We start from the raw sequence: 12556 nt of genomic DNA on the forward strand, positions 1-12556 counted from the left end.
ATGCCTTTAAATACTGAAAATATAGTCATTTTAGCCATAGAATCCTCATGCGACGAAACATCCGCAGCGGTTATTTATAACGGCAAAATGCTCTCAAACATTGTAGCATCACAGATTATACATGAACAACACGGAGGGGTGGTGCCTGAGTTAGCGTCGAGAGCTCATCAACAAGATATAGTAAGAGTGGTAAACGCCTCCATTCTAGAAGCAAAAATTAATAAAAATGAACTTTCTGCTATAGCTTTTACGCGTGGGCCAGGCTTATTAGGCTCGCTTTTAGTAGGGACTTCTTTTGCCAAAGCCATGGCACTAGGTTTGGATATTCCGCTGATTGAAGTAAATCACATGCAAGCCCATGTTTTGGCTCATTTTATAGATGAACCGCAGCCGAAATTTCCATTTTTATGTTTGACGGTTAGTGGAGGCCATACCCAAATTGTATTGATTAAGAGCCATTTAGATATGGAAGTTCTTGGAGAAACGGCAGACGATGCTGTGGGCGAAGCATTTGATAAAGCGGCTAAAATGTTAGGTTTAGGATATCCAGGTGGACCCAGAATAGACCAGAATGCCGCATTAGGCAATCCAGACGCTTTTGAATTTCCGATAGCCGAAATGCCTGCATACAGCTTTTCATTTAGTGGCATTAAAACCTCCCTATTATATTTTATCCAAAAACATGGACAGGAGTTTGTTCAAGAAAACATCAAAGACATCTGTGCTTCTTATCAGAAAACCCTGATATTGACACTGGTAAGGAAAATTAAAAAGGCAGCTAAAGAGTTGAAAATTAAAGAAATAGCTATTGCTGGTGGAGTTTCTGCAAACATAGGCTTGAGAGAAGCATTGAAATTGGAGGCAGAAAAACAAAGATGGAATCTGTATATTCCTGACTTTCAGTATTGTACTGACAATGCGGCTATGATTGCAATGGCGGCACATTATAAATTTTTAGCGTCAGAATTCGCCGATCAAAAAGTTAGTCCATTGCCAAGATTTCAATTGTAAAAGCCAGTCTTTTAGATTTTTTTTCGGCAATTATTCTTCAAATCAAGCGTTCATTCATTTAAAATATTAATTTTGACCTAGATATTAATTCTTTTCTAAAATATATGAAGCTCCCATTTCTTAAAAACTTAGCCTCCGGAAAATACAGTTTTATAATAAAATCGCTTTACAGAATATTCTATTTAGGACTAGCAGGTTTCTTTCTATTTATAATTGCACTTAATCTGAACTTGTTCTGGTTGTTTGGTAAGATGCCTTCAGTAGATGATTTAGACAATCCAAAAAGTGATGTTGCTTCTGAGATAATTTCTACTGACAATAAAGTTATAGGTAAATTTTTCTTCGAAAATCGTAGCGATATGAAGTTTGAAGAAATTCCAGATAATTTTATAAATGCTCTTATTGCGACTGAAGATGTTCGTTTTTCTAAGCATTCTGGAATAGATGCAAGAAGTATGTTAAGGGTTTTTGGAGGGATTCTTACATTAAACAGAAAAGGTGGAGGTAGTACAATATCACAACAATTGGCTAAAAATCTCTTTAAAATGAGGCAAGATGAGGCCTATGAAGGCTTGTTGTATAAATTACCTCTTGCGAAGACTTTAACCATAAAAGCAAAAGAATGGGTAACAGCTATAAAACTTGAAAGAAGATATACAAAAGCCGAAATCATGACCATGTACCTTAATACTATTGAGTTTAGTAGTGGTGCTTATGGTTTGAAATCCGCTGCTAAAACGTATTTCAAAAAACAACCTAAAGACCTCAAACCCGAAGAATCTGCACTATTGGTTGGAATGATTCAAAATCCTTCTAGGTTCAATCCTAAGTTTTTTCCTAAAAACTCGCGTGGCAGAAGAGATATTGTAATATCGCAAATGGTGAAATTTAATAAACTTAGTCCAGAGGAGGGAAAAGAAATGGCGGACTTACCTATCGTACTCAATTATTCTCCAGAAAGTCACAATTATGGTATGGCTCAGTACTTTAGAGAATATCTTAAGGATATAGTCAAGAAACAATTGAAAGATTCTGGCTACGAAGATTCAGACCTCTACACAAAGGGCTTTAAGATTTATGTGACAATAGATTCCCGTATGCAAGCCTATGCAGAAGAAGCTATGAAAGTCCATATGAAAGATCAGCAAAAAAAGTTTGAGGCAGCTTATAAAGGTAAAAATCCATGGGTGCAAAGAAAAAGTGAGAACTCAAGCCAATATGTTGAGATTCCTAACTTTATTGAAAATAGTGCTAAACGGACGGAGATTTATAGATTATTAAAGAAAACTTATGGAGATGATGAAAAGCTGATTTTGTCTAAAATGCGAGAGAAAGTACCAATGACCATCTTCACATGGGATGGTGATAGAGATACTGTAATGTCACATATAGATTCGTTAAAACATTACAAAAGATTCTTAAATATCGGAATGTTGGCCATGGATCCTCGCAATGGTAACATAAAGGCTTGGGTAGGTGGAATTAATTTTAAGCATTTCAAATTCGACAACGTCTTCCAGAGCCGTAGGCAGCCAGGTTCTACTTTCAAGCCTTTTGTGTATGTTACAGCCATAGATAATGGTTTTTCTACTTGTGAGAGAGTAATTGACGAACCCATAACTTTCGGTCCAGCAGATGGTATAGTAGGCTCGTATACACCGAAAAACTCCGATGGTAAATATTCATATGAATCTCTGACTTTAAGGCAAGCACTGGGACAATCTGTAAATACAGTTAGTGCTCGATTAATTAAAGAGTTTAAACCTTCAAAAGTAATAGAATACGCACATCAATTAGGCATTAAGTCTGAATTGCCCAATTCTCCATCTCTTTGTTTAGGCGTGGGAGAAGTTTCGCTTTTTGAAATGCTAGGTGGATATGGTGTTTTTGCAAATCAAGGTAAGCATACGGAGCCAATGGTGCTATTAAGAATTGAAGATAAAAATGGAGAGGTCATAAAAGAGTTTTTTCCAGAGTCAAAGGAGGTATTAAGTAAAGAATCTGCCTACAAAATGATTCATCTTATGAAAGGAGCCACAGCAGGAGGCGGTACAGCAGCGGGATTAGCTAGATACGGAATATTGGATGGAAATGAAATAGCAGCAAAAACTGGTACAACTTCCAACTTCTCTGACGGTTGGTTTATGGGAATGACACAAGAGTTAATAGGAGGAGTTTGGGTAGGGGGTGAGGATCGTGCGATACACTTTCCTTCTATATACTATGGGCAGGGAGCAAGAAACGCAATGCCAGCATGGGGTATGTTTATGCAAAAAGTATATGCAGACAATACTTTGGAATATAAAAAATCGAAGTTTATTATTCCGGATGGCCTTAGAATAATGGGTGACTGTGTATTGAGTCCTAATGATGGTTTTTCTTCTCCCAACGATTTGGAGCCTAAGCAGCCAGCACTAAAACCTGCTGATGACGATGAACTTTTATAAACTAGAATATATGACCAAATTCACATAATGAATTCATTTTCAATAAAAAAGTATTTTTTGCCATAAAAAAAGTAAATTTTTTTAATAAATATTTGGATTTTTGATATGGCTCGTTAGATTTGTAACATCAAGGTGTTTAGGGCATCTACCTATATTTATTTTAAACTTTTATGAGCAATAATTTACGAATCAAAAAAGGCTTTGACATCAAATTAGTTGGATTACCACAAAAGAAAATTGAAAAAATAGATGCCCCCAGTATAGTTGTTTTAAAACCCTCTGATTTTAAAAATGTTACCCCGAAATTGCTCGTCAACGAAGGCGATGCTGTTAAAGCTGGGCAAAAGATTTTTTTTCACAAAGATCTCCCTGAAGTATTTTTCACGTCACCTGTAAGTGGCGAAATAGTAGAAATAGTAAGAGTAGAAAAAAGGCGAATCAGCCAAATAAAAATATTAACAGATAAAGAGAATTCTGCAATTCAATTTAATATTCCTTCGGAATTAAGTTCAGAATCTGTTAAGAATATTCTTTTAGAAAGTGGTGCTTGGACATATATAAGGCAAAGGCCTTTCGATATGATTCCTGACCCACAAACAAAACCTAAAAGTATTTTTGTCTCTTTGTTTGATACTGCACCATTAGCTCCAGATTACACTTTTATTTTAGATAAAGCCAAACTTCAAAAAGGGCTAGAGATTTTGAGTGCTTTGTCGGAGGGTAAATTAAATGTTAGTGTCAATAACGACGAAATGTCAAGTATTGCCAACAAAGTTAAAGGAGTAAATGTGATTTCAGTATCAGGGCCTCACCCTGCAGGAAACGTTGGTATTCAAATTCACCATACTGATCCAATTCGTCCTGGTGAAACAGTGTGGTATGTAAATGCTCAAGATGTTGCTATTATCGGAGAACTTTTTTTATCAGGGATATATACTCCAAAACGAACCGTGGGATTGGTTGGAAGTGGGGTAGTAGATCCTAGATATTTTGAGGTTATTCCTGGTCAAGCTGTTGCAGATTTAGTGAAAGATAAAATCAAAGAAGACAATCAAAGAATTATTCAAGGAAATGTATTGTCGGGTACAACTTCAAACGAATCCGATTTTATTTCACACTATACCAATCAAGTAACAGTAATCACTGAAGGGAATCAACCAGAGTTTTTTGGATGGGCACTGCCAGGTTTTGGAAAACTTAGCCTTTCAAGGTCTTTCTTCTCATGGTTAACACCAAACAAAACGTATGATCTTGACACCAATACACATGGTGAAGAGAGGGCATTTGTGGTAAGTGGTGAATACGATAAAGTGTTGCCTATGAATATCATGCCAGTTATTTTACTAAAATCGATTTTAGCAAAAGATATTGAACGAATGGAAGCATTAGGAATACATGAAATCTCAGAAGAGGATTTTGCTCTTTGTGAGTTTGTGTGTACATCTAAAATTGACGTTCAAAATATAGTAAGAGAAGGATTAGAATTGATCAGGATGGATGCTTAAACTATTCTAATCAGAAAAACATTAAATATTACTCAATAGTGAAATTAGCAAGAAAATTAGTAGATTCGGTAAAACCTAAATTCGCCAAAGGTAGCAAATTAGAAAAATACCACTATCTTTTTGATGCATTTGAGACTTTTCTTTTCGTTCCTGATACTACCACAAAAAATGGTGTTCATGTTCGTGACGCTATGGATCTCAAAAGGACGATGTTGATGGTAATCATAGCTTTGATTCCAAGCATGCTTTTTGGTATTTGGAATACGGGTCATCAACACTATTTAGCCTTTGGAATGGAAAGTAGCTTTATGGATAACATGATTTTTGGTCTAATAAAAGTTCTTCCAATTATTGTGGTTTCTTATGCCGCTGGATTAGGTGTTGAATTCCTTTTTTCTATTACCAAAGGTCACCCAGTTTCTGAAGGTTACTTGGTAACAGGTTTGTTAATACCACTTACTCTACCAGTTACTGTCCCTTTATGGATGGTAGCATTAGGAGCCGTTTTCTGTACTTTATTAGGAAAAGAGATTTTTGGAGGAACTGGTATGAACTTCATGAATCCAGCTTTGCTGGCAAGAGCATTTATGTTTTTTGCTTTTCCAGCTTTTATGTCAGGCGACATTTGGACAGACCTTTCTCCTGAAGTTGGTCATCAAGTAGTTGATGCCTTTTCAGGAGCTACAAACTTGGTTGTTTTCGATACAAACTATGCCAGTTTACCTTCAGCTTGGGATATGTTTATGGGTTTTGAACAGGGCTCAATTGGCGAAACCTCTGTACTTGCTTGTTTGATTGGAGCTGTTATTCTCATAGTCTCAGGTGTTGGAAGTTGGAGAATCATTGTTTCTATTTTTGTTGGGGGTTATCTTATGGGTCTTTTGATGAATATATTGGCTCCAGCAGATAATTTAGCTCATGCTATGCACACTCCAGCACATTTTCATTGGTTGATGGGAAGCTTCGCTTTTGGAGCAGTATTTATGGCTACGGACCCTGTATCAGCCGCACAGACAAATACAGGAAAAATAATATATGGATTACTTATTGGTATTATGATAGTTGTGCTTAGAGTATTTAATCCAGCTTATCCAGAAGCCGTAATGTTGACCATTTTATTATTGAATGTTTTCGCACCAATAATTGACCATATCGTAGTTGAAAGACATATAAAAACTAGATTGAAAAATGCATAGTAATCGTTACACATTTATTTATGCTATAGGTATCTCCATACTTACGGCAATTATTTTGGCGACAACCTCAGTAGTTTTAAAACCAAAACAAGATTTTAATTTGGCTCTGGATGCCAAGTCAAACATTCTAAAGTCTGTTCTGGTAGAGCCAAGTTCTAGCTCCGAGATTGAGCGTATTTATGGTAAGCAAGTAGAAGAATTAGTTTTAAATAGCAAAGGTGATATAATTCCAGATGTGAAAGCCAATACGGTCGTTCTAAAGGAAGAATTGGGTAAAAATCTTGAAGATAGAAAGCTACCTTTATATATTTATACGGATGACAAAGGAGGAAAAAATTATGTAGTTCCTATGCAAGGCGTTGGACTTTGGGGACCTATCTGGGGTTTTATTTCTTTTGAATCTGATTTGAATACTGTGAAAGGTGCTTTTTTTGATCATAAATCAGAAACACCGGGTTTAGGAGCTGAAATTGCTGAAAAACCTTTTCAAGAGAAATTTATTGGTAAAAAAATTATTGATGGAAATAATAGTTTTATTTCAGTGAATGTGGTGAAATCTTCGGCGAAGGTTGATTTCGGTCCAGAGTACAGAGTGGATGCTATTTCGGGAGGTACAATCACTTCGAATGGCACCAACGATATGATAAGGAATTGTGTAGAACCCTATTTGGTATATTTCAATAAACAAAAAAACTAAATGGCAGAAGTATTAGAAAAGCCTAAAAAAGAAGGCTTGTTTTCCAAAAAAAATATTGCAATCATCAAGGACCCTTTAGATGATTCAAATCCTGTTACAGTACAAGTTTTAGGTATTTGTTCGGCTTTGGCCGTGACAGTGCAGGTTAAACCAGCCATCATTATGACACTTGGAGTTATTTTTGTAACTGCGTTTTCCAACTTAATAGTTTCTATAATTAGAAAAAGTATTCCAACAAGGGTCAGGATAATTGTTCAATTAATTGTAGTTGCTACTTTGGTTACCATTGTTGACCAAATGTTGAAAGCTTACATGTTTGACGTAAGTAAAAAACTTTCAGTATTCGTTGGTTTGATTATTACAAACTGTATTGTTATGGGTCGATTAGAAGCTTTTGCTTTTGCCCAAAAACCTTGGCCTTCGTTTTTAGATGGTATTGGTAATGGCTTAGGATATGGAATAATATTAATTACTGTAGCGGTTTTTAGAGAGTTTTTTGGAAGCGGTTCAATTTTGGGCTTTAATTTGGTTCCGCAGTGGGCTTATGATCACGGTTATGTTAACAATGGTCTTATGATGCTACCCCCATCTGCCTTGTTTCTAATTGGCGGATATATTTGGTGGCAGAGGAGTCGTAATAAAAAATTGACCAATATTTCTTAATTTATAAATAGAAAATGGAAAACCTTTTAGGAATTTTTGTAAAATCAATATTTGTTGAAAATGCAATCTTTGCATTCTTTCTCGGTATGTGTTCATATTTGGCTGTTTCTAAGAAAATAAAAACAGCGACCGGTTTAGGCTTAGCGGTAATATTTGTAATGTTACTTACAGCTCCGCTAAACTATCTTATATTAACTTATATGCTAAAGGAAGGTGCTTTGGCATGGATTCATCCATCTTTGGCCACGGTAGATTTAACCTTTTTAGCCTTTATCTTATTTATCTCCACCATCGCTGGTGCTGTACAGTTGGTAGAAATGATTGTTGAAAAATTCGCCCCAGCTCTGTATAGTTCGCTTGGAATATTTTTGCCCCTTATTACAGTAAATTGCTCGATTTTGGGTGCTTCGTTATTTATGCAAGAGCGTGAATATAATTTCTCAGAAACTTTGGTTTTTTCTGTTGGTACTGGTATCGGTTTCTTTTTAGCAATTGTTCTTTTGGCATCAATACGTGAAAAACTTCGCTATTCTAAAGTACCTGAGCCTTTACAGGGTTTGGGCATGGCGATGATAATCACGGGTCTTATGGCCATGGCTTTTTTGAGTTTTTCTGGAATAAAACTATAATCTATATTCAATATGCTCCCTATTCTTGCAAGTAGTATTGGTGTTTTTATATTAGTGGTTCTTTTGTTTGTGTTTTTGATTTTACAAGCAAAAGAAAGGCTATTACCTCAAAAAGACGTAAGTATTATCATAAATGGTCAAACCGAAAATCCTTTGATAGTAAAGCCAGGGGAGACTTTATTGTCAGCCTTGGCCGCAAATAATCTTTTTTTATCTTCAGCTTGTGGAGGTGGTGGTACATGTGCCATGTGTAAATGTAATGTTTTGAGTGGTGGTGGAGACGTATTACCTACTGAGACAAATCACCTTAACAGAAAGCAAGTAGCTGAACATATGCGTTTAGCTTGCCAAGTAAAAGTGAAAGAAGATATGAACATTGAAATTCCTCACGAAGTGTTTGGTGTAAAGAAATGGGAGTGTACTGTAACTTCAAATTATAATGTAGCTACTTTTATCAAAGAATTCGAGGTTAAATTACCAGAAGGTGAAACCTTAGATTTTGAAGCGGGTGGGTACATTCAGATAGACATACCTGAAACAACTGTAAACTATAAAGATATAGATATTACTGCCCACCCAGCCTATCATGACTCGCCAACGAAATTTAACGGTGACTGGGATCAGTTTAATCTTTGGCCTTTGAAAATGGTGAACCCGGAGCCTGTTTTTAGGGCTTATTCTATGGCTAACCATCCTGCCGAAGGAAATATAGTTAAACTTACTGTTCGTATCGCTACGCCTCCATTTGACAGAGCAAAAAATGGCTGGATGGACGTAAATCCAGGTGTAGCATCTAGTTTTATATTTAATTTGAAAAATGGAGATAAAGTAAACATTTCAGGTCCTTATGGAGAATTCTTTATAAAGGATACAGATAGAGAAATGTTGTATGTTGGTGGAGGAGCAGGTATGGCACCTATGCGTTCGCATTTGTTTCATCTTTTCCATACCTTAAAAACAAAACGAAAAGTTACTTTCTTTTACGGTGGACGTACCAAGAAAGAGTTGTTTTTTGTAGAAGAATTTAGAGAAATTGAAAAGCAGTTTCCAAACTTTAGATTTGTGATAGCCTTGGATAATCCTTTGCCTGAAGATAACTGGACGCTGAAAAAAGATATAGATGATCCAAATGGCGACGGATTTAAAGGTTTTGTACATAATGTTTGTATTGACGAGTTTTTGAAAAAACATAAAAGTCCTGAAGACCTTGAGGTTTATTTCTGTGGTCCTCCAATGATGAACCAATCAGTGCTTAAAATGGCTGACGATTGGGGTATACCGCCAGAAAACGTGGCCTTTGACGATTTCGGAGGATAAAAAAATGAGGACTTGCAATTATTGTAAGTCCTTTTTTAGTTTTAATAATTATATACTCTTTAGTCTTTTATGAAATTATTGTTTTCGTTTGCTCTGTTTTTAAGCTTGATTTCTTGTACCTCTAAAACTGAATATAAAGTTATTGAAGGACAAGCCCAAGGCACTACATTTAGGATAAATTATGAGGATAATTATAAACATGATTTGTCAAATCAGGTAGATTCTATCTTTAAAATGATAGATAAAAGTATGTCGCTTTGGGACTCTACTTCATTGATTTCCAAGATAAATAGTAATCAATCTTACGATATATTGGATTCTCATTTTATTAATGTCTTTAATGCGTCAGAAACGACTTCTAAAAGTACTAATGGATACTTTGATATAACAGTGGGCCCTTTAGTAAAAGCTTGGGGTTTTAGTTTTAAAAAAGGACTTCCTGCTCCTAATAATGCCCAAGTAGATAGTTTGAAAGTATTGATTGGTTTTGAAAAAGTGAAAATAGAAAATCAGAAAATCGTAAAAGCGAATCCCAATTCTCAAATAGATTTTAATGCGATTGCTCAAGGTTATACAGTCGATGTAATAGCCGATTTTTTAGCTTCCAAAGGTATAGTTAACTATCTGGTGGAGGTAGGAGGGGAGGTTAGAGGCAAAGGGAAAAACAAAGAAGGTTTAACTTGGAAAGTTGGGATTGAAAAACCTCAGGACGAAAGAGCCCTACAAGTGGTTGTTAACTTAGACGGTAAATCTTTGGCGACTTCGGGTAGTTATAGGAAATTTTTTGAAAATGATGGTAAAAAATATTCTCATGCGATTGATCCCCATACGGGATTTCCTGTAACGCATAATCTATTGAGCATATCCGTAATAGCCGAAACCTGTATGAAAGCTGATGCTTTTGCAACGGCATTTTTGGTAATGGGTTTAGAAAAAACCCAAGAACTAGCAAAAAAGGAAGACCTAGAGTACTTTGCTATATATGAAGAGTCAGGCGAAATAAAAACTTCCGCTTCTGAAAATTTCAATAAATTGATTGCCAAAGATTAAGCAGTTTGGGCATCATCACCGCATGGTTCTCCGGCTACTCTCCCGCAAACACCGCAAACTACACCCTCTTTTTGAAGCATAGGATTGTTGCTGGCACAAGTGCCTTTGAATTCTCCATTTTTAATAAAAAGCAATCTTACACTAAACATTAAAAATGCAATGATTACTAAACCGATGGTGACTAGAAATAAAGGTAATATATTCATTTTATTATTTTGGAGGTCTTCTATTTATAAAGACCTCCATTTTTGTTAGATATCGCAAATTTCAACACATCTTTTTAACGAAGCCAACATACCTGGGGTATCTTTTGGTGTAGGAATAAATTCTTGACCTAAATATCCCTTGTAGCCTGAATCTATTATGGCTTTCACTACAGCTGGATAATAAATCTCTTGCGTATTGTCAATCTCCTTGCGTCCTGGCATACCGCCTGTATGATAATGACTTATGTATTTTCCGTACTTTCTCACGTTTCTAATATGGTCTCCATGCATACTTTGCATGTGGAAAATATCGTAAAGCATCTTGAATCGGTCCGAGTTTACCATCTCACACAATGCAGCACCCCATTCCATGGTATCACACATATAGTCTGGGTGACTATCTCTAGAACTCAAAAGTTCCATAGAAAGTATGATGTCATTTTTCTCACAAATAGGTATGAGTTTTCTGATTATAGTTGCACAATTCATCATGCCAACCATGTCACTCATTCCATTCCTATTTCCTGAAAAGCATATTAAATTCTTTACACCGTTAGCAGCTGCTTCAGGAATTAATTCACTGTAAAGAGCAAAAAGCTCATCATGATTTTTAGGATTGTTGAAAAAATTATTCAAACCCATTCCTTTGGGCCAATCTCCCCATCCAATAGCAGCTGTTAAGCCATATTTTTTTAAAATTGGCCATTCTTTTGGTCCAGTTAGTTCAATAGAAGCCATGCCGATATCTTTTACGCCTTGGCAAAGTTCTTCAAATGGTACTGAGCCATAACACCATCTACATACAGAATGTTTTATATTGTTTTTCAATGCACCATGTGATTTTATAGCAGCATTGGCGGTTGATAATCCGCTGATAGACAAGGCCGAAGCGGTGCCGATAGATTTTAAAACATTTCTTCTACTCGTGTTTTTTTTCATTTTTAAGATTGATTGAATATTTTTTAAAATAGCCTTTCTGAATTTTTTGAATTGAAATGCCTTTTTTTCTTTAAAAATAAGCTTCTTTAATGCTAACAACAAATTATTTAAATATTTTATCTATGATTTATGTCATTTTTAATTTATTTTTGAAATAGAACCTTTGTGAAGGAAAATAATAATTGATATGGACGCTAAAACATTAGAAGGACTTGTTGAATCAAACAAGATGTACCAATTGGTAACTGAAAGATTAGACGTGGTTGATCCCGCCGCTCAGGATATTTATGCGAGATTCAATATGGAATCTGAATTGATGGAGCTGATTTTAGAGCTATACAATCATGACGAAGAGAATTTTCAATATCAGCAATTGCACAAGTTTTCGGTAGATCAAGTATTGGCTTATTTGCAAGCTTCTCATAAGTTTTATTTATCTAAGAAACTTCCGGAGATTGAACAAACTATGTCTCATATTTTCAATAAATATGGTGCTACTCATCAGCTTTTGACAAGTTTGACGGCTTTTTTTAATGAATATAAAAATAGGTTGGTTGAGCATATAAGGATGGAAGAAAAGACATTTTTCCCTTTTATCAAGAACTTGATTTCAGCATCTAAAGGTGAAATGAATGCCTCAGATATTAAAGGTATGCTAGAGAGTGATTCAGTTGATAATTTTAACGATAACCACGATCCTATTGAGGATGATTTAAAGACCGTTTCTTCAATCATACATAGTTATTCTACTGACGATGAAACTCCGCTTCCGTATAGGGTATTCCTAAATCAAGTTGAGCTTTTTGAGATGGAATTGAGAAAACATGCAATTATCGAAGACCATGTTTTGGTGCCCATGGCAAAAGAGCTTGAGAATAAATTAAGAGCTGCTTAAA

The 12556-nt window shown here is 35.6% G+C and carries 12 protein-coding genes; 10 read left to right on the top strand and 2 right to left on the bottom strand.

Annotated features, from left to right (window positions below; translation table 11 throughout):
* The 9 genes from tsaD to EGI22_RS05085 all read left to right on the top strand — a co-directional run bounded on the left by tsaD (nt 1) and on the right by EGI22_RS05085 (nt 10515).
* Entirely contained in the window at nt 1-1011 is a 1011-nt protein-coding gene (gene tsaD / locus EGI22_RS05045; RefSeq protein ID WP_255066783.1) for a tRNA (adenosine(37)-N6)-threonylcarbamoyltransferase complex transferase subunit TsaD, read from the top strand.
* Between the two features lie 104 nt (nt 1012-1115).
* On the top strand, nt 1116-3458 hold the full coding sequence (locus EGI22_RS05050; protein WP_255066786.1) for a transglycosylase domain-containing protein: 2343 nt from the start codon (nt 1116-1118) through the stop codon (nt 3456-3458).
* Nucleotides 3459-3628: 170 nt separating this feature from the next.
* On the top strand, nt 3629-4963 hold the full coding sequence (locus EGI22_RS05055; RefSeq protein ID WP_255066788.1) for a Na(+)-translocating NADH-quinone reductase subunit A: 1335 nt from the start codon (nt 3629-3631) through the stop codon (nt 4961-4963).
* A gap of 38 nt (nt 4964-5001) precedes the next feature.
* Nucleotides 5002-6159: an NADH:ubiquinone reductase (Na(+)-transporting) subunit B gene (locus tag EGI22_RS05060; RefSeq protein ID WP_255066794.1), complete on the top strand. Its 1158-nt coding sequence runs from the start codon at nt 5002-5004 to the stop codon at nt 6157-6159.
* On the top strand, nt 6152-6856 hold the full coding sequence (gene nqrC, locus EGI22_RS05065; RefSeq protein ID WP_255066800.1) for an NADH:ubiquinone reductase (Na(+)-transporting) subunit C: 705 nt from the start codon (nt 6152-6154) through the stop codon (nt 6854-6856). The genes EGI22_RS05060 and nqrC overlap by 8 nt, the downstream gene beginning before the upstream one ends.
* A complete protein-coding gene (locus EGI22_RS05070) occupies nt 6857-7519 on the top strand; it encodes an NADH:ubiquinone reductase (Na(+)-transporting) subunit D (protein ID WP_255066802.1) in 663 nt (220 codons plus the stop codon).
* A 14-nt stretch (nt 7520-7533) separates the two neighbouring features.
* Nucleotides 7534-8148, top strand: coding sequence for an NADH:ubiquinone reductase (Na(+)-transporting) subunit E (nqrE, locus tag EGI22_RS05075; protein WP_255066807.1), 615 nt, complete (start codon nt 7534-7536; stop codon nt 8146-8148).
* 12 nt (nt 8149-8160) lie between these two features.
* Nucleotides 8161-9465 carry an NADH:ubiquinone reductase (Na(+)-transporting) subunit F gene (gene nqrF / locus EGI22_RS05080; RefSeq protein WP_255066810.1) on the top strand — a complete coding sequence of 435 codons (1305 nt, stop codon included), beginning with the start codon at nt 8161-8163 and terminating at the stop codon, nt 9463-9465.
* A gap of 69 nt (nt 9466-9534) precedes the next feature.
* Entirely contained in the window at nt 9535-10515 is a 981-nt protein-coding gene (locus EGI22_RS05085) for an FAD:protein FMN transferase (protein WP_255066811.1), read from the top strand.
* Here the strand turns inward: EGI22_RS05085 and EGI22_RS05090 are convergent.
* Together EGI22_RS05090 and EGI22_RS05095 are read right to left on the bottom strand one after the other, a co-directional pair.
* On the bottom strand, nt 10512-10721 hold the full coding sequence (locus EGI22_RS05090; RefSeq protein ID WP_255066812.1) for a hypothetical protein: 210 nt from the start codon (nt 10719-10721) through the stop codon (nt 10512-10514). The two genes, EGI22_RS05085 and EGI22_RS05090, sit on opposite strands and share 4 nt — an antisense overlap.
* Before the next feature lie 45 nt (nt 10722-10766).
* Entirely contained in the window at nt 10767-11660 is an 894-nt protein-coding gene (locus EGI22_RS05095; protein ID WP_255066814.1) for a hydroxypyruvate isomerase family protein, read from the bottom strand.
* Nucleotides 11661-11847: 187 nt separating this feature from the next.
* Between EGI22_RS05095 and EGI22_RS05100 the strand changes: the two genes are divergently transcribed.
* Nucleotides 11848-12555: a hemerythrin gene (locus tag EGI22_RS05100; RefSeq protein ID WP_255066815.1), complete on the top strand. Its 708-nt coding sequence runs from the start codon at nt 11848-11850 to the stop codon at nt 12553-12555.
* Nucleotide 12556: the final 1 nt, after the last annotated feature.

The sequence above is a fragment of the Lacihabitans sp. LS3-19 genome, assembly GCF_024343575.1.
GTDB lineage: Bacteria > Bacteroidota > Bacteroidia > Cytophagales > Spirosomataceae > Leadbetterella.